Source organism: Streptomyces galbus (assembly GCF_005280195.1).
Taxonomy (GTDB): Bacteria; Actinomycetota; Actinomycetes; order Streptomycetales; family Streptomycetaceae; genus Streptomyces; species Streptomyces galbus.
Map to the genome: position 1 here is coordinate 698,667 of NZ_SZPR01000012.1, position 23,007 is coordinate 721,673.

The following is a 23,007-nucleotide window of genomic DNA, read 5'->3' on the forward strand; positions in this document are numbered from 1 at the left end:
CCACTGATCCGGATGGCAAGGGAGGCCGAGGGGCGATGCGCGCCGACGCCAGGAAGAACCGCGACCACCTGCTCGCCGTGGCGGGCGGCGCCCTCGCCGAACAGGGGGTTGAGGTGTCGCTGCGGGACATCGCACGCCGGGCCGACGTCGGCCTCGCGACCCTGCTGCGCCACTTCCCGACACGCGAGGCACTGCTCGACGCGCTGCTGCGCACCGGCTTCGACGAGATGACCGCGAAGGCGGGCGAGCTGGAGACGTCGGCCTCGCCCGAGGACGCCCTCGTGTCGTGGCTGCGCGACTGCGTGGCGTGGACGACGGAGTACCGGGGCGCGACCGTGCTGATGGCCGCCGCCATCAAGGACCCCGACTCCGCGCTGCACGCCTCGTGCGTCACCCTGCGCGCGGCCGGCGCCCGCCTGCTGCACCGCGCCCAGGCCGCGGGCGCGGCGCGCGAGGACATCGACGGCGAGGACCTGTTCGCCCTGATCGCCATGCTCGCCTGGCTGGGCGACCAGCCCTCCCTGGCCCCCCGGGCCGACCGCCTGTTCGATCTGGTGGCGGGGGCGGTGCTGACGGGCGCGGACGGCCAGGGCGTGTCTCCGATCGTCCGTCTGCCGGGCTGAGCGTCAGGGGGGAGACGACTGACGCCGCTCGGGCGGGCAGGGCCCGCGCGTGCGCAACCGTGACCATCGGATCTTTTCGGACCAGTCCCCCCTCGGGCTCGGCGTCGCCGGAGTTCCCTCGAAGTGTGGCTGAACGGGGGTGGCGTCATGGGGACCGGACCGATTCCGGTAGTGCTCGTACTCGACACAGGCGACGGCGACGAGGATTACGCCGAGGAGCAACTGCAGAACCTGATCGCCGAGTTGAGTGAGCTGGACCTCGACGGCATCGACCGGATGAGGCAGGGCCCGCCCCCACCGGGCAGCCGCTCCACGGACGCCGTGCAGTGGGGTGCACTCGTCCTGGGTCTGGGCGGCAGCGGTGCCCTGCTCCCGGTGCTCGCCGCCGTCGTCCAGGAGCTGCAGGTCGCCGACTCGGGGGCCGTGTTCACCGGCCGGTCGTGCTCGACCACCGTGAACCGCTCCACCACCGCCGATGCCACCGCCCTGGTCCGTTCTCCCCGCTGGCAGTCCCTCCGCGCTCTCCTCCCCGGCGTCCAGCCGGCGCCCGTGCAGCCTCCCGGATCGTGAGACCCACCGTCGTGTCCCCCGCCCGAACGGCCTACTTGCTGGTGGCGAAACGCATCAGCGCGTGCTCGTCGCCCTGCTTGATCTTGCCCGTCGTGTTGATCACTGTGAGCTTCCACGTGCCGTCCACCCGCAGCACCTTGGCCACGGCGCAGCCGTTGTCCTGGGTGAGCAGGCTCGGCCAGATGTCGGCGACCTGTTGGGAGCTGCCTCCGGTCGCGTCGTAGACCTTGAAGCTGACGTTGCGCGCCTTCTGGAACGAACTGCCCTTCTTGTAGGCGGCGGCTATGAACACGATCGACGTGATGTTGGGGGGTACACGGGCGAACTCGACGGTCACCGTCTCGTCGTCACCGTCCCCGTGCCCGGTCTGGTTGTCGCCGCTGTGGACCAACGAGCCGTTGCCCATCGGGTCGAGCGAGTCGAGACCTGCGAGGCGCACCGGGTCCTGGCCCTGCAGGGCGATGGCGATCAGGTCGAGGTCCGTGCCGCTCTTGCGGCGCAACTTGCCGAGCATCCCGCCGCTGCTGCCGGCGGTGGGGTCCCAGGAAACGCCCAGGGACAGATGGGTCACTCCGTCCAGGTCCGCCGGACCGTCTTCCTTGGTGAGGGTGATCATGCGTGGTGCATCCTTGTGTCGAAGGGACTACAACACGCAGAGTGTGCCGGGTGCCTTCGCGGTTCCACGAGACGGGTCTCAGAACGAGCAGAGCTCGCGCGAGGGCATGCTCACCGCCGGCTGGGCGCGGGAGCCCGCGGCCCGGACCCGTGGGGCGGCGCGAGGTCTAGGAAGCCGTCGCGGTCGAGGCCATGCCGTCCAGGAGAAGGCGCAGAATCTGCTGGAGTTCGTCGGCGAGGGCCGAGCTGCTCCCTTCCGACGGGCGGTGGGCCCACCGGTACAGGGCTCCGAGGTAGACGTCGCGCAGGACGTTGCCGACGCCGAGCGGGGACATGCCCGGGTTCAGTTCCCCGCGGCTCATCCCCCGGTCGACGATCTCGGCGAACACCTGGGCCACGTACGGCTCTTCGAGTATGGGCCGCCCAGCCTTCACCCAGGCCGTGAGCATGGCCGCCGTCAGGTGCGGCTCTTCCTGGTTGATGCGGACGAGGATCGCCATGCACTGCCGCAGCTGCGCGACCGAGTCGGGGGTGAGCGCGCCGCTCTGCTCCAGGGCTGTCACCAGCGCGCCACGCCTCCTCTCTCCCCAGGCGGTGATGATGTCTTCCTTGCGCTGGAAGTAGTTGAAGAACGTCCCCCTCGCCACATCGGCGCGGTCAGCGATCTCGTTGATCGAGGTGTTCTCGTACCCCTTCTCCATGAAGAGCTCGACCGCAGCCGAGTAGAGGCGCTCCCTGACTCGCTGCTTGTTGCGTTCCCGGCGGCCGGCCTGCGGCATCGTCGCGCGCGAGTCCATTCCGTCCCTCCTGTGAACATGTGAGTGCTCCCCGCCCGGGCGCACGGCCCGGGCGGGGGAGTCGGTCCTGGGCCGGTCGGCGCCGTGGGGGACGGCGGCATCCTGTCCTGCGCACTGCCGGCCCGACTGTGATTTATATACCACAGTGCAAGTTTAGGCGCTGCGCACGATGCGGGAAACGGAGCCGCCATGTGGTCGTCACCCGCCGTCCGGGCCCGCGTCGTCGTTCGTCAGGCTCGCGCGCAGGATGGCGAGACTCTCCGCGCCCAGGAGCCGCCCGGCGCTGATCTCGACACCGTGGCTGCGGCGCAGGCGCTGCCGCAACTGGGAGGCCATGAGGGAGTCCAGGCCGAGCTCGCGGAGTGAGCGCCGCTCGTCGACGGTCGATGCCGGCATGCCGAGCAGGTCCGCCGCGTGGTCGAGCAGCGCCTCGGCGGCGTCCCCGACGCGGGCCCGGCGTTCGGCGGGAGTGTCCTCGGCGGGTGACGAGGGGGTGGAGGCGGGTGCCGTCGCGGGCGGGGCCGGGGACGCGGCGGACGGCGTGGTGCCGAACCGGGCCGCCGGGCGCAGGAGTTCGCCGAGGAGGCCGGTGCCGAAGGGAGCAGCGACCTTCTTGACCGCTCCGGTGAGCGGCCGCACGTAGGGGCCGGCGAGCGCCGACACCAGCTCGGGTATGCGTGCCAGGGGCGTCTGAGCCGGGGCGGCCGGTACCGGCCGCCGCAGACGGATGCCGGAGAAGACCGCGAGGACCCGCCCGTCCGGGGCGAGCAGCAGGACGTCGGCCAGGACAGCGTCCGGGGCGGTACCGGGGCGCACGGTGCTCAGGCTCCAGAAGTCCGGTTCCGGTTCCGCGTGGAGGCGGACCGCGTCGAAGGAGACGGGGACGAGGGGACGGTCGGCGGCCCCCGGCAGCTCGCAGGCCGCAAGCAGGGGCAACAGGCCCGCCTCCCAGCCGAGACGGCCCAGCGGGCGGGGCAGCCGTACACGGGCCACGGCCTCGCCGTTGCGCCGCCAGAGATGCTGTACGGCGCGCAAGGGCTCGCCGATTTCCACCCCGTGGCGCCGGGCGAGCGTGAGGAAGGCCTCCGCCCCCACATAGTCTCGGCAGCGGGCCAGGGCCGCGTCGAGGGCATCGCCGGCCCTACGGTCCGCGTCCCCGCTCGCCGTCCGCACGAGTCCCGCCGTGGCGCAGAAGACGGGGGCGGGGCCGTCCCGGAGCAAGGCGTGCACGGTTGCTGTCCCGGTTGACAGGTGACCGTCGCCGTGCGGCCCGTCCACGGTCACCCGCAGGGTCGTGCGGTCGGCGGCCTCCGCGAGCAGGGGCGTGTCGCCCAGCCGCACGTCCCGCAGCTCGAACTCCGCCCCCGGATCAGCCTCTTGAGCCGTTTCGAGCAGGGCCGCGAGAGGGACGACGGGGGGTACCGGCGCGACGCCGCGGACCGTCAGCATGCTGTCCCGGCCGGTGCCCCCGCCCCAGGCCGCGAGGTCGATGTGACGGACGCGCGGGGCCGCGGAGCCGTGCCTGGCCGAGAGGGCCGCTGCCGCACGGCGGTACTGTACGGCGTCCCAGGCGTAGGTGGGCAGCGACGGCACGTGCCGCGGGCCGCCGCCGTGCCACCGGTGCCAGTCCACCCGGCCGCCGTGCGCGAAGACGCGGCCCGTCGCCCGCGCCAGTTCGGCCGGCTCGTCGCATCCCCGGCGCAGCGAGGCCACGACGGCCTCGGCCTGGTCGGCGGCGAGCGTGTCGGCCACGGCGGTGACCAGCACCGGGTGCGGGCCGACCTCCAGGAAGACGCTGTCCTCCGCGTGAGCCACCGTACGGACGGTGTCGGCGAACCGCACCGGGCTGCGCAGGTTCTCCATCCAGTACGCGGCCGTCAGCTCGGTGCCCGCGACCGGGGCGCCGTGCACGGTGGAGACCATGGCGGTGGTGCCAGGGCGGGGGGAGAGGCCGGCCAGTTCGCGCAGCAGGTCCTCGCGGAGGGCGTCCATCTGCGGCGAGTGCGAGGCGACGTTCACTTTCACGGCGCGGCACAGGACCTGCCGCTGCTCCAGGTCCCGCTGGAGGGCGGCGAGTGCGCCGGGGTCGCCCGCCAGGACGGTGCTGGTGGGGGCGTTCTCGGCCGCCACGCACACGGCGTCGCCGTATTCTTCGATGCGACGTTGTGCCTCGGTGGCCGGCAGTTCCACGGCGAGCATCGCGCCCTGACCGGCCGTGCGATGCATCAGCTTGCTGCGCCGGCAGATCACCGCGGCCGCGTCCCGCAGGGACAGGGCGCCCGAGACGTGGGCGGCCGCGACCTCGCCCATGCTGTGTCCCAGGCACAGATCCGGCTCCAGTCCGCGGGCACGCAGGGCGGCGGCGAGCGCCACCTGCACGGCCCACAGGGCGGGTTGGACGGTGCTCACGTCTGTGGGCAGTTCCGCGTCCTCGGCCAGCAGCCGGTCCCGGACCGACCAGCCCAGTTCCTCGCGCACCGCCTCGTCGCACGCGTCCAGCGCCTCCCGGAACGCGCAGGACGCGCGGTACAGAGCCCGGCCCATGCCCGCCCACTGCGAACCCTGCCCGGAGAAGACGAAGACGAGGCGCCTGTCGTCGGACAGGCCCGCCTCGGCGATACCGCCGTCCGGGATCGTCTCCCCGTCGGCGAGCGCGGACAGCCGCCGCGCCAAGGTGTCATGGTCCTGGCCCACCACCCACAGCCGGTGGGGATGGGCGTCGCGTCCGGTGGCCGCGGCGGAGCAGATGTCGCCGAGCGGCAGCCCGCGTCCGGGCCCGGCGGGGCCGAGGTAGTGCGCGTAGGCCCGGGCCAGGCGGCGCAGGGAGCCGGCCGTCCGCGCGCTGAGCACCAGCAGGTGGGGACCGGCGTCCGGGTCCGTGCGGGGACGGGAACCGGCGGGCGGGTCGGCGTGGCCGCCGACGACCACATGGGCGTTGGTGCCGGACAGCCCCAAGGAGGTGATGCCGATCAGCGTGTCCGCAGCCGCCCGCTCGAGGGGCTGATTGCGGGTCACCACGCGCACGGGGAAGCCGTCCTGGGCGAGCAGGCCGTGTTCCTCGTCGAGGTGCAGTGAAGCGGGGACGATCCCGTGCCGCAGGACGAGTGCCGCCTTGATCAGTCCGGCGATGCCGGCGGCGGCCTCGCAGTGACCGATGTTGGTCTTGACGGACCCGGTCAGCAGCGGCCGGTCCGCGGGCCGGCCGCTGCCCGCCGACTCGGCGAGTGCCTGGAGTTCCACCGCATCCCCGACCTGGGTCCCGGTTCCGTGTGCCTCCACGTAGTCGAGTTCGCAGGGCTTGACGCCGGCGGCCGCACAAGCCTGGTGCAGCGCGTCGGCCTGGCCCGCAACGGACGGACGGACCAGCAGCCCGCTCGCGGCGCCGTCGTTGGTGACCGCGCTGCCCAACACCACCGCGTGCACGGGGTCGCCGTCCCTGAGGGCGTCGTCGAGCCGTTTGAGCACGACCGCGCCGACGCCCTCGCTGCGGACGAACCCGTCGGCGCGGGCGTCGCCGAACCGGCAGCGGCCGCCGGGGGAGAGCATGTCGCCCTGCGAGTAGGCGACCGCGTCGTGCGGGGACATGATCAGGTTGACCCCGGCGGCGATGCACAGGTCGCTCTCGCCGGTGAGCAGGCTCTGCCGGGCCGCGTGCACGGCGACCAGCGAGGAGGAACAGGCGGTGTCCAGGACCACGCTCGGTCCGCGCAGGTCGAGAGCGTGGGAGACACGGCCGGCGGTGACGGCGCGCAGCCGGCTGCCCACCATGCCGCGGACATCGGGTGCGTGAGGTCGGGGGTCGGTGTCCGCGTGCTCGGCCGTGGCCTGCCCGACGAAGACGCCGCCCCGGCTGCCCGCCAGCAGCGAGGGACGTATCCCGGCCGACTCCAGGGCCTCCCACACGACGTGCAGCAGGAGCCGCTGCTGGGGGTCCATGGAGCGTGCTTCGACGGGGGAGATGCCGAAGAACGACGCGTCGAAGCCGAACGGATCGGCGAGGAAGCCGCCGTGCCGGGACACCGTCCGGCCGGGGGTCATGGGGGCCGGGTCGTAGTACGCGCCGACATCGAAACGGTCGGGTGGGACGGGGGTGACGGTCTCGGTGTTGGCGACGAGCACCTCCCACAGCTCGTCCACGCTCCCGATCCCCGGGAAGCGGCACCCCATGCCGACGATCGCGACGGGGGCGGGCGGTAACTCCTGTGCGTGCATGGAGAACTCCAGGCTTCATGCAGGGCTGAACAGGCTGATCGTCAAGAGCGATCCAAAAATACACCAAGGCCCATTGTTCGACCGGCCTAGTGGTCGATACGTCCCCTTTCTCCACCCCTGCGTCACTGTGGCGGCCTGGAGGTCCTGCCTAAAGTTCTACTTGCATCCAAACTTGAGTCCATGTCTATTCTTGCATTGCGATAGCCGAAGAGGCAGGAGGGGAATGCTGTGGACATCGGCCAGATCGTTCCGCTCATCGGGGACGAGGAGTGGACGGCCTATCGGTTCCTCGCGACCACGGGGGGTGCCAGCCTGGAAAGACTGTCCCGGAGTCTCGGCTGGGGACCGGGCCGCACCGAGCGCGTGCTGTCGCGGCTGCGGAAGATGCGACTCGCGCGCTTCGGGGCACAGGGCGGCAGCGCCTGGACAGCGGTGCACCCGGAGACGGTCCGGCTCCAGTACGCCAAGCCGCTCTCGGGCGCCATCGACGTGTGGCAGGCCCAGCTGGAGCAGCTCCGTCACCAGCTCGACGCCCTGTCCGGCCTGTCCGGCCTGTGCGGCGAGGGAGCGCACGACGCGGGCCTGGGCTCCGTGGTGACGGTCGAGGACGCGGCCGACATCCGTGATGCGCTGAGGGACTACGCCTCGGGGTGCACCGAGGAGGTACTCGCCGTGCAGCCCCTGGGGCGGGGTACGCCGGACTTCGCCCGGGACGTCGTCTGCCGGGACTGCGCACCGGTCGGCCCGGACGTCAGCTTACGGGTACTGCTTCCCCACCTGTCCCGCTACGACGCGGAAGTGCGCGACTGCGTGGAGCGGATCGCGGCGTCCGGCGGCGAGGTGCGCACCACGGCGGTCTCCCTGCCCGCACTGCTCGTCTTCGACCGCTCCGTGGCCGTCCTGCTGGAGGGCGAGGAGACGGCCGGGGCACACCTCGTGAAGCACCCCGCCCTGGTCGATTTCATCGTGCACACCGTGGTGAGCGCCTGGGCGACGAGCGCGCCTTTCCAGTGCGCGGGGGGCCACAAGCGCATCCCCGAGTCGCTGACCCAGGAGACGAAGAGCGCGATCGTCCAGCTGCTCGCCGCCGGCTACAAGGACGAAGTGATCGCCCGGCGGATGGGGATCGGCGTGCGGACCTGCCGGAAATACATCGCCGAACTGTTCGACGAACTGGGCGCGCACAGCCGGTTCCAGGCAGGGTGGATGGTGCGCGACCGCATGCTCATGACCGGCGACGGGGCCGTGCGCCCGACCGGTGAGGAGCCCGTCGGGGATCACACCGCGGCGTGAGCCGCCCCGCCTGTGCCCCGGGAGCGCCGAGGTGCCGCGGGGCACAGGCGGGTGCGGCACGCCGCGGTCAGCGGGCCAGCACCGCGCTGAGGGCGGCCTCCAGCTCGGCCTGCGGATCGTCCGCAGCCCCCCTGCTGCGCCAGGCCACAACGGCATCGGGCCGGACCAGCGAAGCCCCGCTCGGCCCGACGCCGTACCGCCGGCACCACAGGTCGTCGCTGTCGTTGAACCGGTCACCCAGACGGTACGCGGTGAGGGTGATCCCCAGCCGACGGGCGGCCCGCTCCGCGGCTGTGACCCACTCGGGCGCCTCGTACCCGGCCAGCAGCACGAATCCCCGGCCGAACAGGTCGTGGGTGGAGAACTCCCGCAGCCCGTCGCTCAGCGGCACGTGCGGGGCGCGCCCGCCCGGACGGCCGGTGGGGTGCCACGGATCCTCCTGGAGGCTGCCGTCGTCGCCGGCCTCGGTGCGGACCGCCACCGAGTGGCACCGGAAGCCGAGGAACTCCTTGGGCATGGGGACCGGGGCGTTCGGGTCGGCCGGGTTGTAGCTGGCCGGCACCCGTCCCTCGGAGATCTTCGCCAGCTCGACCTCACGGCGCAACGTGATGTCGATGAGCGGGCGCCGCTCGGTCTCGTACGTGTCCAGCAGGGCGGGGCCCGCCTGACCGGTCAGCACGAGGGCGAGCCGCCAGGACAGGTCGTAGGCGTCCTGGATGGCGAGGTTGCCGCCCTGCCCCCCGTTGGGCGGGCAGGCGTGTGCCGAGTCACCGGCCAGGAAGACGCGGCCCTCGCGGAACCGCTCCGCCATTTTGTGATTGATGGGAAAGAAACGGGCGTTGACGAAGGTGACGTCGATCTCCGGATCGCCGATGGCCCGGCGGATCCGTTCGAGGCAGCGTTCCTCGGAGAAGTCCTGTGGTGTCTCACCCCGTTCGGGGAAGTAATCGACCCACAGGGTATGCCGGTCGGACCCGTCCAGAATGAAACTGGATCCGCTGCCGGGCATTCCGATGACCTCGACCGCGCCCTTTTTCACGTAGCGTGTCAGATCGGCCTCGAACGTGATGATGTACATGTGGCCGATGACGCCGCTGCCTTCGACGGCGACGCCGAGCATGTCCCGCGTCGGACTCATGTTGCCGTCGGCCGCCACCAGGTAGTCCGCCTCGACCGAGTACGTGCGTCCGGTGGCGGCTTCCCGCAGCGTCGCGGTGACCTTGTCGTCGTCCTGGACGAGGGACGTCATCTCGGTGCCGAGTCGGATGTCCGCGCCGGCCTCCTCGGCGCTGACCCGGAGGATCTCCTCCACCTGCGCCTGGGATATCCAGGCCAGCGGCGGTACGGCGGACAGCTCGCTCGGGTCGGGCCCTTCCGGCGGATCCAGGTAGCGGCGCCCGGGGTCGGCCAGGGAGAGGCCGTGGCTCATACGGGGCCACTGCGTACCGGCGACGGCGACACGGATCCGGCGCGCCACGCCGGGCAGCGTGTTGAGCAGTTCCTGCGAACGCGTGTTGAGCCCCCACGCTTTCGGCAGGGTGGAGACGGTGGGCCGCCGCTCCACCAGCAGGGGGCGCACACCGCGCGCGGCGAGGCTCAGCGCAGTGGTGAGCCCGGTGTAGGCACCCCCGACGACAAGGACGGGAACTCGCTGGACTGACATGGCATCTGCCTTTCGGCTGATCCGGGAAAAGGACTCGGCGACCAGCTTGACGACGTGTCGGGGCAGCGGGCCACCGTCCCGGGAGTGCAGCAACTTGTCGGGCAGGTTCCTGCATCGGTGAGTCAGGACAAGGAATTACCGGCAGTGGAAAGAGAAACCCGCGCCCGGTATCCGACGGGCGATATCGCGCGGGCCGGAATGTACCGGCGCGCGGTAGCTTTTCGCCGAGGGCGCGGCATTACCGGCGGCGCGGCAGCAGCGCGGCCGCGCCCAGCGCGTTGGCCACCAGCAGGCAGGCGGCGAGCGCGAGGCTCTCCGCCATGCCGCGGGCGAAGTCACCCGCGAGGAGGGCACCGAACACGGCGATGCTGAGAGCCCCGCCGGCCTGCCGGCTGGTGTTGAGCAGCGCGGCGGCCGTACCGGCCCGCTCAGCCGCGACACTGTCGAGCATCAGCGAGGTCAGCGCCGGCATGGCCAGGGCGCCGCCGATCCCCAGCGGGATCATCAGCGCGGCGGTCACCCACCAGGGCGTGCCCGTGCCGACGGCAGCCAGCCCGCCGCAGCCCACCGCGCCGGTCAGCAGCCCCGCGACGACCACGGACCGCGGTCCGAAACGGGAGACCCCCTTGGGGGAGAAGTAGTTGAAGTGCGCGGTGATCACCGCCATCGGCACGAACATCAGCCCGGCGGAGAACGCCGACTGCCCGCGCTGCTCCTGGAAGTAGAGGCTCAGCACGAACACCCCGCCGTAGAACGCGGCGTTGCAGGCGAACCCCGCGACGACCGGCACGCTGACGCCGCGCTGCCGGAACAGCTCCAGCGGCAGCATCGGTGCGCGCCGCCGCGCCTCGACGGCGGTGAAGGCCACCCCGGCCACCACCGCGACCGCGGCCGCGGACAGCACGGTGGTGGTCAGCCCGTGGTGCCCGCCCTCGATCACGGCGAAGGTGAGCGCGGCGAGCGCCAGGACCGCCGTCACCTGCCCGGGCAGGTCGAACACCACAGGCTGCCGGGCGGAGCGGGCCGCGCGCGCCAGCGTCGCCAGGGCGGCCAGCCCGGCGGGCACGTTCAGGAAGAACACCGTGCGCCAGTTCCACTCCGTGGTGAGCAGCCCGCCCAGCACGGGGCCCGCGGCGATGGCCACGGCGCCGCCCACCGTCCACAGGGCGATGCCGCGCGCCCGCTCGTCCGGATCGGGAAACGCCTGCCGGATCAGCGCCAGCGAGGCGGGCACCATCACCGCCGCCGCGCTGCCCTGCACCACCCGCGCCGCCGTCAGCGCCCCGACCGTCGGCGCCAGCCCGCAGGCGAGCGAGGCGAGGGTGAACAGACCGAGCCCCCAGGCGTACGCCCGCCGCGCGCCGACCGCGTCCGAGAGGGCGCCGGCGGAGAGCATCAGCGCCGCGAACATCAGGGTGTAACTGTCCGCGACCCACTGGAGCCCGGACAGCGAGCCGCCGAGGTCGCGCCCGACGGCGGGCAGGGCCACGTTGACACCGGAGACGTCCAGAGTGATCACGAAGAAGCCGAGGACGGCGGCGGTCAGGGCCGCGGTGGCGGAGCCTGCCTGCCCGCCCGCCCGCGGGGCCTCCCGCTCCTCTGGCCGGGCGCCGGTACCTGCCTTCGTCACGCTCATCGCGCACTGCTCCTTACTGCTGCGAAGTTTGTCAGGACATATACGTGGCATCGTGGTGGCATCGTCACCAGAGTGCTCGGCGCGCGCGCCGGCAGGCAGGCCGGGCCGTGCGGGGGAGCGCCGTTCCTGGCCTTGGCACGGCCTCCCTCAGCGCGTCACGGCCTGTGATACTGGTCGGATGAGCGAAGGAACGGAACTGGGTCGTTTCCTCCGTGCCCGGCGCGGGCAGCTCCGTCCGCAGGACGTGGGCCTGCCCGCGGGAACGGGCACCCGCCGCACTCCGGGGCTCCGCCGCGAGGAGCTGGCGACGCTGGCCGGGGTCAGCGTCGACTACTACACGCGGCTGGAGCGGGGCCGCGAGACCCGGCCCTCGCCCGCCGTGGTCAGTGCCCTCGCCGAGGCCCTGCGGCTGTCCCCCGAGGCGCTGCGCCGACTGCACGAACTGGTCGCCCTCGCGGCGGGCCAGGCACCGGCCCCGTCCCCCGGACCGAGCCGCACGGTACGCCCGTCGGTCCGCACCATGCTGGAGGCCCTGCGCCCGTCGCCGGCGTACGTGGTGAGCCGTACCAACGACCTGCTGGCCGCCAACCGGCCCGGGCTGCGCCTGTTCCCCGGCCTCACCGACTGGCCGCCCGAGCGTCGCAACCTCACCCGCTACATGTTCCTGCACCCCATGGCCCGCAGGCTGTACCGCGAGTGGGAGACGATGGCGGCGCACAGCGCCGCCCACCTGCGGGCCATCTCGGGCGCCGAGCCGGACCTGCCGGAGCTGGCCCAGCTCGTGGGCGAACTCGTCGTCAAGAGCCCGGAGTTCGCCCGCCTCTGGGAGCGGTACGAGGTGCAGACGCGGGGCGGCGGCCAGAAGCATTTCCAGCACCCGGAGGTCGGCTCGATGTGCCTCGGCTACGAGGTGATGGACATCCTCCGCACGGACGGCCAGCGTCTGGTCTCCTACCAGGCGGTACCGGGTACCCCGGACCACGACGCGCTGCTGCTGCTGGACATGGCCGACGTGACGGAAACGGCGGACACGGGCCGTCCGGCGGACTGACCGGTCGTCAGGACGCGGCCCGCGCGGGGCGGGACCAGCGGTAGCGCCACCGGTACCGGCCGCAACCCGCTCACCCGTCCAGCGAGATGCGGTAGGTCTCGTGCGGGGTCTGGATGTCGAGGCAGGTGAGTTCACCGGTGGCGCCGCGGTAGGCGCCGGTGCCCCCGGTGATGGCCATCCGTACGGTGTCCGTGCCCTTGACCCACAGCGACTGGGCGGTGAGCTGGCCCTCCGGCAGCCGGACCGACAGCACGCAGTTGGTGACGGTCTTCGGGCCGTCCACCTTGGTCACCTGGCAGGAACTGCCGTCCTCGCCGACCTGCTCGCCGTCCCGGAACAGCTTGTCGGCGTACACGAACTCGTCCCCGACGCTGACCCCCGGAGCGCCGACGTCGGTCTGCACCACGCCGTCATTGCCCACGGCCAGCTCGATGACCTTCTCGGACCTGGCCTGCGCGGAAGACGCCGGCAGGGAGGACAGGCCCAGCGCCAGCACCCCGGTGCCGACGGCGGCGAACAGGGCGAGGCGTGTCCTGCGCACAGGAAGAGACATGGGTTTTCAACTCCTGATCAGGTGAGAGCGGTGTGATCGGTCCGGCGGGCCGCACCGGTCCCGACGGGACCGGCGAACTCCTCGTCGTCGAGACCGGCGGCCCGCCGCAGTTCCCCGGTCTCGATCAGGTCGGCGACCGCGACGATGTCCTCGTCCAGCCGCCGGTCACGACAGACGAACGCGCTGTGCTCGCGGATGAGCCGGTGCACCGCCCGGACGGCCGGCGAGGCCTGCCCGACGCCCCGCAGATCGAGCGCCTGGGCGAGCGCCAGCAGATGGATGGCCGCGACGTCGCGGACCAGGCCGTTGATGGTGCGCGCCTCACGGGCCGAGATGGTGCCCATGCTGACGATGTCCTGGTTGTGCGCCTCCGTGGACCGCGAGAACACGGAGACCGGCCCGGTCTGTTTGAGGGCCTCGGCGGTCACCGCCGACGCGGCGATCTGCATCCCCTTGAACCCGTGGTGCAAGCCCGCCCCGGAATGGTCCGGCGTCCGCGCGGCCACCAGATTGGGCGGCAGACCCTCGTTGTACTTCTCGTCCACGACGAGCGCGAGCTGCCGGTCGAGGAGGTTGGCGAGGCCGGCCACCGCCGTCTTCAGGCTGTCCATGGCCTGTCCGACATGGCCCGCGTAGAAATTGCCGCCGAGGTGGAGACCGCCACCGTCGGCATCGAACAGGGGGTTGTCGCTGGCGGAATTGATCTCGGTGGTGAGCCAGTCCTCCGCCCAGGCGAGCGTGTCCCGGGCGATGCCGATGATCTGCGGCGCGCAGCGCACCGAGTACCGGTCCTGGACCCGCTCGTCGAGCCGGACGCAGCTGCGTCCCTCCAGCCGTCGCCGGCGCACCAGGATGTTCTCGAAGGACGTGGCGAGCCGGGAGCCGTCCAGCAGCGTCCGGACGACCTCCGCGGACCGCACCTGTCCCGGGTGCGGCTTGCTGCCGTGCACGAAGGGGTGGAAGGCAGACGCGTTGCCGCCCAGCGCCTCGACCGTCATGGCTGTCGCGAGTTCGGCGACGAACGCCAGCTCCCGCGCGTCCCACGCCGCGAGCACGGCGTACGCGGCGGCGAAGGACGTCCCGTTGATCAGGGCGATGCCCTCCTTGGGCGCGAGCCGCAGCGGCTCGATGCCCTCCTCGCGCAGCGCGTCCGCCGCCGGGCGCACGGTGCCCCGGTGCAGCACCCGGCCCTCGCCGATCAGCGCCGCGGCCAGGTAGCACAGCGGTACGAGGTCACCGCTGGCACCGACCGAACCGCGCTCGGGGATGAGCGGCAGGATGTCCCGGTGCAGACACTCCAGCAGCGTGGACACCACCTGTGGACGGACCGCCGAGACCCCCTTCGCCAGCGCGTTCGCCCTGATGATCATGGTGGCCCGGGCCACCGCGGGAGTGGCCACCGGCCCCACACCATTGAGGTGGTACAGCACGAGGTTGCGCTGGAGCTCGTGCGCCTTGTCCGGTGCGATCTGCCGGACACAGCTGTCCCCGAATCCCGTGGTGACGCCGTAGACGGGTATCTCCTCTTCCAGCAGCGCGTCCTTGAGGTCGACGGAGGCCCGCATCCGTTCGGTGGCCGCGGCGCCGACCGTCACCCGGCTCTCCGCGCCGCCGCGGCGCGCCACCGCGGCGACCGCGAGGGGCGACAGGCCGGACCCGTCGAGTTCGAGGTGCCCGGCCGTGGGCCCGTGCGTCATGTGTCCTGCTCCTCCCGGCACCGGCTGGGCGGTGCCTAGTAGACGCCTTCGATGAGCTTGCGGCCGCCCGCCTCGGCCACCGGGTGGATGTCGCGCAGGGAGTCCCCGACGCCCGTGGGGCTGGGCACCCGCGTGGCCCTGTCGCGTTCGAGGCTGTTGGGCACGAGGCCGTACTTCGTCAGGTAGTTCATGACGACGGCCCCTTCCGCGCCGAACTCGACAGGCCGCCCCGAGGAGGGGTCGACCACGCGATAGAAGACGAAGGGGGCGTACGAGTCGAAGACCGCGTCACCCGCGCCCTCCGGGTCGGGACGCTGCACCGTGCCGCTCAGGACGGAAGTGCTGCCGTAGGACCCGCGGAACCGCACCTTGGGGAACAGCTCCGTGGACAGGTAGTCCAGCGTGTCGGGATCCATGTGCGCTCCGGTCCAGATGATCAGGCGCACCTTCTCCTGGATCAGCTCGCGGACCGGGGCCCGTTCCGCCAGCCGGGTCAGCAGCGGCGGCGTCGTGATGAGGAAGGCGATGTCCTGCGACCGCAGGACGAGTTCGGCCTGGTCGACGAGGTGATCGACGTAGGCGGCGGCGCCGGCGGTGTCACCCGCGGCGATGAGCCGCTTCACCCAGCGGGGGTCCAGGTCGATGGAGAACCGGATCCCGCCCCTGGCCTGCGCGATCCTCCGGGAGTACTCGCCGAGCATGTGGGGACCGCTGGGGGCCACGGCGAGGGTGTGACCCTGACCGTCGTCGGGGTAGTGAGCGTTCTCCCAGGCCATGTACTGGTCGAACCAGCTTTCGAACATCACGAACCGCTTGGGGGCGCCGGTGGTGCCGCCGCTCTCGTACACGGCGAACACCTTCTCCGTCGCGTCCAGGCCGCGCGGGAGGAGGTCCTCGACCGGCACGTCCCGCAGCTCGTCGACCAGGTTGGGGAACCTCAGCAGGTCGTCGACGCACCGCACGTCCTCGACCGGGTCGAACCCCAGCCGGTCCCGGCGCTCCAGCCAGAAGCGGGATCCCGTGGCCGGGTCGAAGTGCCAGCGCATCATGGCGCGGACGTGGGCGTCCGCCTGTTCACGGGCGTTCATGGTTGCTGCCTGCCTTCTCGGTCGGAGGTGACGATGAGGGGGGCTCACACGCCGTGCTGCGAGCCGCCGTTGATCTGGAGGATCTGCGAGGTGACGTAGGCGCCGCCCGGCGAGCAGAGGTAGAAGCCCAGTTCGGCGATGTCCGCCGGGTCACCCGCACGTCCCAGCGCGGTCTGCCGGACGAGCATCGACTCCCGGGCACCGGGCAAGCCGTCGCCGAACAGGTCGGTGCCCGCCACATAACCCGGCGCGATCGCGTTGACGTTGATGCCGCGCTGCCCGAGACGCGTCGCGAGGACATGGACGTACGAGTGCAGGGCCGCCTTGGCGGCGCCGTACGCCCCCGTCCCGCCGGAGCCCCGGTAGGCGGCGATGGAGCTGTAGAGCACGATGCTGCCGCCGTCCGCCATCAGCGGCAGCAGACTCTCCACGGCCATGACGGACGTCAGGACGTTCGAGCGGTACGCCTCCTGCCACTCCGTCAGCACTGAAGAGACGTCCTCGCCGCCCGATGCGGGAACCGCTCCCGCGCAGCACAGCAGCGCGCCGGGAGGCAGCCCCGCCGCCCCGACCCGCTCGCGCAGGGCGTGCGCCGCCCCGGCGTCGGACATGTCGAGGGCGAGCGGTTCGACGTCCGCGCCCGGCACGTCCGACGTGATCTCCTCGGCCGCCCGGTGCAGCCGCTGCTCGCCCCTGGCGACCAGCAGCACCTTGTCCTTGTTCTCGGCGAACCGCTTCGCCGTGGCCTTGCCGATGCCGGCGCTCGCACCGGTCACCACGATCAACCTGGACACAGTGATTCCTTCGACGTACTGACACGATCAGCGGGTGCGACGAGGTCCGGAGGGCAGCCGTTCGAGCGCGGCCACCAACGACCGGTGATCGGGTTTACCAGTGGCGGTCCTCGGCACCGCCGCCAGTTCCACCACCGTCGACGGAGCGGGAAAGTCCCGCAGGGCCGCCCTGATCTCCGCCACGCCGGCCCGGCCGCCGCGGCGGGCCCAGAAGACGGCGTATCCCTCCCCGGCGAGCGGGTCGCCGGGCAGCGGCAGGGCCACGCACTCCGTGCCCGGCAGAGCGGCCCGCAGCCGCTCCTCGACCCGGGTGAGGTGGACCCGCCTCCCGTTCACCTTGAGCAGGGAGCCGCTGCGGCCGACGAGGCGGAACGTGCGCGGGCCGGTGAACCGCACCAGGTCGCCGGTGGCCCACCGGTCCGGCGGCCGGCGCGTGACGGCCGGGCGGGCCAGCCGCGGGCCGCGGACCACCAAGTCCTCCGTGCCGTCGGCCGGTGCGCCGGCGTCGCGGAGCAAGGTCACGTCGGGAAAGGCCTGCCAGCCTCCGTCGTCCGGCTCGGGCCCCAGCGGCCGGTGGGCGATGCCCCCGGTCTCGGTCGAACCCAAGATCTCGTGGGCCCGTAGCCGCCCGGCGGCGCGCCGGATCAGCCCGTGGGCCGTGGGCGGCGGTGCCGCCGAGCTGTGCAGGGCGACGACCGAGGCGGCCCGCTCCAGCGCCGGCCAGGCGCGGTGCAGCAGCTCCCAGGCCATCGGGACACAGACGACCAGCACCCGCTCTCCCGGCGAGACGGGCAGCGGCGCGAACGGATCGGCCCACGCCTGGTGGACGCGCGCCCCGGCCCGGCGCGGCAGCCACTCACCGAAGAGCGCACCGAACAAGTGCCGCGGCGGAGCGTAGCTGACCACGTGGTCGACGGGGCCGACCAGCCGCCCGCCGATCAGCTCGACCTCGCGTTCCATCTGCTCGGGGAGCCGGAACCAGCGGCGCGCGGCACCCGTGCTGCCGGAGGTCTCGAAGCCGAGCGCGCCGCGCGGTGCAGCGGAGGGGGAGGCGGTGCCGGCGGTCGCCGTCATGCCGCCTGGTCCTCGATCCGCTCGCGCAGGTACGTGGCGGTGCGGTCGAGGGTGCTGAACCAGTAGCGCACGTCGTCCGCGACGAAGTCGACTTCGATGCCGAACTCGCTTTCCACGGCGCTGACGTACTCCAGAGCGGCGAGGCTGTCGAAGCCCGGCAGCGCGGCGGACAGTTCGGCGTCCGGGGCGAGGGCGCGGGCGGCGTCGCCGAAGCGCTTCTCCAGCACCGTCCGGACCCGGTCGTGGATCTGGGTGAGGTCAGTGGTGGGCATGATCGATTCCCTTCTGCTGGGCGCGGCCGGCCGGCGCCGCCGGGCCGCCGCTCGTCATCGACCCCGAGTCCAGGTAGAACACCCGCTCGGGCTGGGTGGGTTCGAAGCGGACCGTCAGGTGGGCGCCGTCCCCGTCGAGACCGAGCGCCTCCCGGATCTCCTCGGCCAGCTCCGCCCGGTAGGCATGGTCGCGGTCGGGATGGACGCGGCACACGACGGACGCCCACCGAACGGTGGCGCTCTCGCCGGTGCCGTCGGCGGTCGCGCCGTCCGCGGCGGTGTCCGCGTAGGTCGTCAGCGGCACCCCACCGCAGAAGTACGCCATCGGTTCCACGGTCCGGAACGTGACCACGACGTGCGCGGCCCGCGAGCCGTGCGCGGCCAGCCACCTGGTGAGGCGCACGGCGGCCCGCAGCCGGGCCGAGGGGGTCAGCGGGGTACTGGACACTTCGATGGTGGGCAAGGTTCGGCGCCTTTCGAGATACGGGCCGTCACCGGGTCCGGCCCTGTGACGACGGGATCCTGCCGGTCTGTCACGACGGTCCCGGCCTGTCGCGACGGGTGTTCCTCAGGACAGGGCCAGCGGCGGCAGCGCGTGCCGTGCCGACGACAGCCGTAGCTCCAGGCGCCGTCCCAGGCAGTCCGCGAGCGGACCGCCGCTCGTGGCCATCAGGGGGGTCCAGGCGAACCCGGCGTCCGCCGTGCGCACGCTGTCCAGGAACGCCGCGAGGTGGCCGGCGTCGAGCGGCAAGCCGAACACGTCCGCCGTCAGCACGGCCTCGTAGGTGCTCAGCAGGTCGGGGACGCGGTTGCCCTCGTTGGCGAACCCGCCGCCGCGGACCCGGTGCCGGGCGAGCGCGTCGGCGACCCGGGCGCCGTCGGCACTGTCGGTGGCCCGGTGCAGCGCCCTGAGCCCCTGGAGAGTGGCGCGCAGCGTGGACCGGCCGCCGGGGACGTTGGCGTACCGGCCGGGTTCCGTCTCGCACGAGGCCACGTAGCCGGCGATGCCGTGCAGGGCGGCCGCGGGGGGCTCGCCGGTGGTCAAGCGCAGGACCTCCGCGGCCGCGCACGTCGACACCATGTCCGACGCGCGGCCCTCCCAGTAGCCGAACCCTCCGTCGGGGTTCTGGATGGCATCGGTGAGCCAGTCGGCGACCGCGGCACGGGCCGGCGCGTCGTCCCGGAACGCCCCGGCGGACAGTGCCCACAGAGTGCACCGCACCTCACTGCCCCGACCGGGCATATACATGACGCCGCTTTCGTTCGGCAGGACGCAGCTCTCCGTCCACCGCAGCGCGTCGCGTGCCCCGGCGTCCGTGAAACGGCCCGCCAGCAGGTGGGCGGAGGTCGTCAGCACGTCCGAGGCGAACCCGGGTGCGCGGTAGGTGAAGCCTCCCTGCGGCGTCCGGAAGGACAGCACCGTACGCACCACCCCGTCCGCCACTTCGTCGAGGTCGGTGCCCAGCTCCCGCAGAGCACCGACCGCGCAGAACGCGGCCCACACGTCCGGCACCGGATAGCCCGGCCACCGGGTGAACGAACCGTCCGGGTGCAGCCGCTGACGGATCCACGCGACGCAGCCCTCCGGGTCCCGGGGACGCTCGCCGAGGCGAGCCAGCGCACCGGTGGCCCGGAACGTCGCCCACAGGCAGTCGGTCGTGTCGCCTGCCTGGAACGTGAAGCCGCCGGCCGTGCTCTGCCGGGCCCGGATCCACGCGGTGAGCCGCTCCCGGTTCCACGGCAGCGGCCCGCGCCCGCCGGTGGCGGTGCTCCACGCGGTGACGGCGTAGTAACAGGCCCGGACATCGGACGTGCCGTTCTTCGCGTGGGCCGGGCTCCACGCCAGCCCGCCGTCCTCGGCCTGCAGCGCCGCAAGCCAGTCGAACAGCGCCTCGGGCGGCCGCTCGCCGTAGATCTCCACCAGGGTGCGTACGGCGTAGTACGTCGCCCACACGTCGGAGGTCTGACCGGGCGTCATCGCGAACCCGCCGTCCGCGTGCAGGGTGCTCCACACCCAGGCCGAACTCGCCTCGCCCGTCGTTCCGCGGACGTCGGCCGGGAGCTCGGCCAGCGCCTGCGTGCAGTAGTAGGTGGCCCAGGCGTCGGAGGTCATGCCGGCCGACCACGCGAACCCGCCGTCGGTGTTTCGCCGCGAGGCGAGGAACCCGGCGACGGTCTCGGGGGAGGGCAGGTCGCCGGTCCGGCCGAGCCAGGAGAGCGTGCGGACCGCCGCGTAGGTGCACCACAGGTCGGACTCGCCGGAGACCACCCCGGACGACCTCAGCAGCACGTCGTGGTTCATGCCGGAACCACCTCGTCGACGACCCTGATGTTCGAGCGCTTCCAGCTCTTCTGGGAGCCGCCGCTCTTCGTCGTGACCGGCAGCCGGTTGACGAACCGCACCTCGTCCCAGCGGAAGCCGAGGCGCTCGTCCGTACGGTGCTGGATCAGCTCCTGCCGTGCGGGCTCGCCGGCGCGGTCGGCACCGGGGTCCCGCTCCAGCAGCAGCCTGGCCCAGGCGCCGCGCCCGTCCACCTCGATGAGGTATCCGAGCACGTCGTGGTCGGCGTAGACGATGCCCTCCAGGTCCCGGGTGCGGACGCGGCTGCTCTTGATGGCGGTGCCGTCACTGCCCCGGCCGTGCACCGTCACCACCGGGCCGTCGGCACCACAGGGGCACCGGTCGGTCACGGACACCTCGTCACCCATGTCGAGGCGCAGGAGCGGGCGGGCGTCGTTGTTGAGCGGGGTGACGACGAGCCGGCCCTCACGCCCCGCCTCGGCGGGCACGACGCCGCCCTCGCCGGCGATCTCGAAGTAGTTCGCGCGGCGCAGCAGGTGCAGCCGGTCTCGGGCGCAGCATGCCGCGAGGGTGCCGCTCTCGGTGCTGCCGTAACTCGCGTCACAGGCGCGGGCGTCCCACCAGCGCCCGACCATGGCCCGCAGCTCGGGGGTGCTCACCTCGCCGAGCAGCATGAGGCGTTCGACCGGCCGGCGCAGCTCGTGGAGCAGGCCCCGCCGCTTCAGGATCTGCGAGAACTGCAGCAGCACACCGGGCGCCACGAACACGACGGTCGGCCGGAACACCTCCCACAGCGCGATGATGCGGTCCCAGTCGGAGATCCCCGTCGTGTACGGATAAGCCTTCACATGCGGGATGTCGAGGAACTCGCAGACCCCGACCATCAGATCCGCGACCGGCACGATGTCCGAGGGCAGCAGGATCAGGGCGCGGTGACCTTGGTCCGCCAGCAGCGGACGCCAGGCTTCCGCGACGGACACGGTGTTGGCGATCATGTCCTTGGCCGTGCGGGGCGTGGGCGTGGGGGTCCCCGTCGTACCCGTGGTCTGGTAGTACTTCAGCCCCTGACCGACCGGCACCCGCAGGTACTCCAGCGGCCGGGCCTTCAGATCGTCCTTGGACGTCACGGGCAGGTCCAGGAACGCGCGCATCGAGAACGGCCCGAGGGAGGGGTAGGCGGCGGTGCGCGCGGCACGCTGCCACACCTCGGCAAGCTTCGCGGTGTAGAACGCCTCGTCGGACGCGGCACCGCGGTGAGCGGTCACCTCACGCTGTATCTGCTCCAGGTGCTCGAGGTCGCTCCGGGACTTGATCTTCATACGTCACTCCTCGATCGCGGACGGGCCGGGGCGCCGGCGCGCTCCGGCAGCGGGGCGTTGCGGGCCGATCCCTTGGCGCGCATCAGGAACTCGCCGAGGAACCCGTCGTGCGGGACGTCCGGGTGCGTCCACGACGTCGGCCGGCCCAGGTAGACGTTGGAGACCCGCGTCAGTGCGGTGGCCGCCGAGACCAGCTCCCGGTCCTCGGTGAGCAGCGACAGCACCAGCGAGCCGTCGAGCACGTCCACGGCGGCGCGCTCGAAGGGGGCGACCCACACGCAGGGGAACGGCATCTCGTACGACAGCGAGGGGTGCCGCGGCGACGGCAGTTCCACCACCGCGGGCGTCACCGCCGTCAGGGCTCCCGCGCCGTCGAGCGGTTCGGCCCGCGGCGCCAGGTGGACGACCGCGTCCTCGGCCCGGCCGAGGACCGCCGACGTCAGCCGCTCCGCCGCGGCCCGCGGCATGCACGGCAGTACGGCCTCCTCGTCCACGGGCGGGGCCGCGGCCACCTTGCCGAGGACGGCGGCCAGTTCGGCGGCGAAGCCGGCGGGGTCCTCTTCGACCAGCACGCCCGTCGTGGCGGTGCAGGCGGTGCCCGCGTGGTACAGCGCGCCCGCGACGGCGAGGTCCAGCGCGGCGCCGCGATCCGCCCCGGCGGTCACCACCAGCTTCGAACGGCCCGGCCCCTGCAACCGAACGTCGGCGCGGCCGCCGTACTTGTCCACCACGTCCTGACCGCCGTAGACCAGCGCGCGGTCGGCGCGCTCGACGACGAGGTCCGCCGTCGCGTGGTCACAGGGCACCAGGACCAGCTGCGTCGGCGGCACCCCCGCACCGCGCAGTGCCGTGACCAGGCGGAAGGGGGTGAGCGGGTCACGCTGGGAGGGGCGGACGACGACCCGGTAGCCGAGTGCCAGTGCCTCCAGCCACATCGCGTGGACGCCGGGGCTGTTGCCCGCCGCGTGCACGGCGAAGACGTCGCCGGTGCGGCACCAGACGGCACCCTCGGCCGGCGCCTCCGACACCGGGACGCCGGCCGGGGCGCAGCCCGCGGGCCGGGCCGCCGACGGTGCCCGTCCCACGTCGCGCAGCGTGTTCGTGATGAGCGCGTCGCAGTCGCGGACGACCGCGAGCGGGGTGCCCGTCAGCTGCGCGATCCGCCGCTCGTGGGCGTCCAGCCCGTCTCCGAGGACGTCCTCGGCCTCGAAGAGGTCGGCCGCCCGCCTGAGCGCGTCCGCCGTCTCCGCCACGGGCAGCGGCGACTGTTCGCGCAACTGGTCCATCCAGTGCGAGACGACCAGCCCGGGGACCAGTGCCAGCTCCAGGGCCGGAACGCCCGAGGCGTCCGCGACGGTCGTGCGGTTCCGCGTCCGGTAGGGCCCCGACGGACCCAGCGCGGGTATGTCCAGCATGCTCGCTCTCCTGTTTCCTTTCGGCGAGTGGCG

Annotated in this window: 19 protein-coding genes; 4 read left to right on the forward strand and 15 right to left on the reverse strand. The window is 72.7% G+C overall.

What is annotated here, in order from left to right:
- The first annotated feature begins 35 nt into the window (after positions 1-35).
- Complete coding sequence (locus E4U92_RS16200) at positions 36-623, forward strand: TetR/AcrR family transcriptional regulator (RefSeq protein ID WP_137301062.1); 588 nt, start codon at positions 36-38, stop codon at positions 621-623.
- 171 nt (positions 624-794) lie between these two features.
- Positions 795-1,193 (forward strand): hypothetical protein, encoded by a 399-nt coding sequence (locus E4U92_RS16205; protein WP_137301063.1) that lies wholly within the window; start codon positions 795-797, stop codon positions 1,191-1,193.
- 31 nt (positions 1,194-1,224) lie between these two features.
- Here the strand turns inward: E4U92_RS16205 and E4U92_RS16210 are convergent, their stop codons facing one another.
- The 3 genes from E4U92_RS16210 to E4U92_RS16220 all read right to left on the reverse strand — a co-directional run bounded on the left by E4U92_RS16210 (position 1,225) and on the right by E4U92_RS16220 (position 6,817).
- Positions 1,225-1,809, reverse strand: coding sequence for a TerD family protein (locus E4U92_RS16210; RefSeq protein ID WP_137301064.1), 585 nt, complete (start codon positions 1,807-1,809; stop codon positions 1,225-1,227).
- Positions 1,810-1,975: 166 nt separating this feature from the next.
- Entirely contained in the window at positions 1,976-2,605 is a 630-nt protein-coding gene (locus E4U92_RS16215) for a TetR/AcrR family transcriptional regulator (protein WP_137301065.1), read from the reverse strand.
- Positions 2,606-2,803: 198 nt separating this feature from the next.
- Positions 2,804-6,817: a type I polyketide synthase gene (locus tag E4U92_RS16220; RefSeq protein WP_137301066.1), complete on the reverse strand. Its 4,014-nt coding sequence runs from the start codon at positions 6,815-6,817 to the stop codon at positions 2,804-2,806.
- A gap of 228 nt (positions 6,818-7,045) precedes the next feature.
- On the opposite strand from E4U92_RS16220, the gene E4U92_RS16225 reads away from it, so the two are divergent.
- Positions 7,046-8,110, forward strand: coding sequence for a helix-turn-helix transcriptional regulator (locus E4U92_RS16225; protein ID WP_137301067.1), 1,065 nt, complete (start codon positions 7,046-7,048; stop codon positions 8,108-8,110).
- 67 nt (positions 8,111-8,177) lie between these two features.
- Here the strand turns inward: E4U92_RS16225 and E4U92_RS16230 are convergent, their stop codons facing one another.
- Positions 8,178-9,773: an FAD-dependent monooxygenase gene (locus E4U92_RS16230; protein ID WP_137301068.1), complete on the reverse strand. Its 1,596-nt coding sequence runs from the start codon at positions 9,771-9,773 to the stop codon at positions 8,178-8,180.
- 238 nt (positions 9,774-10,011) lie between these two features.
- The gene (locus E4U92_RS16235; RefSeq protein WP_137301069.1) at positions 10,012-11,409 is read right to left on the reverse strand and encodes an MFS transporter; all 1,398 of its coding nucleotides are present in this window, start codon (positions 11,407-11,409) and stop codon (positions 10,012-10,014) included.
- 178 nt (positions 11,410-11,587) lie between these two features.
- On the opposite strand from E4U92_RS16235, the gene E4U92_RS16240 reads away from it, so the two are divergent.
- Positions 11,588-12,460 (forward strand): helix-turn-helix transcriptional regulator, encoded by an 873-nt coding sequence (locus E4U92_RS16240; RefSeq protein WP_137301070.1) that lies wholly within the window; start codon positions 11,588-11,590, stop codon positions 12,458-12,460.
- 70 nt (positions 12,461-12,530) lie between these two features.
- On the opposite strand, the gene E4U92_RS16245 is transcribed toward E4U92_RS16240, so the two are convergent.
- From E4U92_RS16245 to E4U92_RS16290, 10 genes are all read right to left on the reverse strand, one after another.
- The gene (locus tag E4U92_RS16245) at positions 12,531-13,013 is read right to left on the reverse strand and encodes an allene oxide cyclase barrel-like domain-containing protein (RefSeq protein WP_137301071.1); all 483 of its coding nucleotides are present in this window, start codon (positions 13,011-13,013) and stop codon (positions 12,531-12,533) included.
- A gap of 17 nt (positions 13,014-13,030) precedes the next feature.
- Positions 13,031-14,710, reverse strand: coding sequence for an HAL/PAL/TAL family ammonia-lyase (locus tag E4U92_RS16250; protein ID WP_137301072.1), 1,680 nt, complete (start codon positions 14,708-14,710; stop codon positions 13,031-13,033).
- 35 nt (positions 14,711-14,745) lie between these two features.
- Entirely contained in the window at positions 14,746-15,798 is a 1,053-nt protein-coding gene (locus E4U92_RS16255) for an acyl-CoA synthetase family protein (RefSeq protein WP_137301073.1), read from the reverse strand.
- A gap of 44 nt (positions 15,799-15,842) precedes the next feature.
- On the reverse strand, positions 15,843-16,592 hold the full coding sequence (locus E4U92_RS16260; RefSeq protein WP_168725130.1) for an SDR family NAD(P)-dependent oxidoreductase: 750 nt from the start codon (positions 16,590-16,592) through the stop codon (positions 15,843-15,845).
- Positions 16,593-16,619: 27 nt separating this feature from the next.
- Positions 16,620-17,666 carry a class I adenylate-forming enzyme family protein gene (locus tag E4U92_RS16265; RefSeq protein ID WP_137301075.1) on the reverse strand — a complete coding sequence of 349 codons (1,047 nt, stop codon included), beginning with the start codon at positions 17,664-17,666 and terminating at the stop codon, positions 16,620-16,622.
- The gene (locus tag E4U92_RS16270; RefSeq protein ID WP_137301076.1) at positions 17,663-17,938 is read right to left on the reverse strand and encodes an acyl carrier protein; all 276 of its coding nucleotides are present in this window, start codon (positions 17,936-17,938) and stop codon (positions 17,663-17,665) included. The genes E4U92_RS16265 and E4U92_RS16270 overlap by 4 nt, the downstream gene beginning before the upstream one ends.
- Positions 17,925-18,401, reverse strand: a complete 477-nt coding sequence (locus E4U92_RS16275) for a hypothetical protein (protein ID WP_137301077.1) — start codon at positions 18,399-18,401, stop codon at positions 17,925-17,927. Before E4U92_RS16275 ends, E4U92_RS16270 begins: the two co-directional genes overlap by 14 nt.
- A gap of 105 nt (positions 18,402-18,506) precedes the next feature.
- A complete protein-coding gene (locus E4U92_RS16280; RefSeq protein ID WP_137301078.1) occupies positions 18,507-20,240 on the reverse strand; it encodes a prenyltransferase/squalene oxidase repeat-containing protein in 1,734 nt (577 codons plus the stop codon).
- Positions 20,237-21,559 (reverse strand): phenylacetate--CoA ligase family protein, encoded by a 1,323-nt coding sequence (locus E4U92_RS16285; protein ID WP_137301079.1) that lies wholly within the window; start codon positions 21,557-21,559, stop codon positions 20,237-20,239. Before E4U92_RS16285 ends, E4U92_RS16280 begins: the two co-directional genes overlap by 4 nt.
- Positions 21,556-22,974 (reverse strand): aldehyde dehydrogenase family protein, encoded by a 1,419-nt coding sequence (locus tag E4U92_RS16290; RefSeq protein ID WP_137301080.1) that lies wholly within the window; start codon positions 22,972-22,974, stop codon positions 21,556-21,558. Before E4U92_RS16290 ends, E4U92_RS16285 begins: the two co-directional genes overlap by 4 nt.
- Between the last annotated feature and the right edge of the window lie 33 nt (positions 22,975-23,007).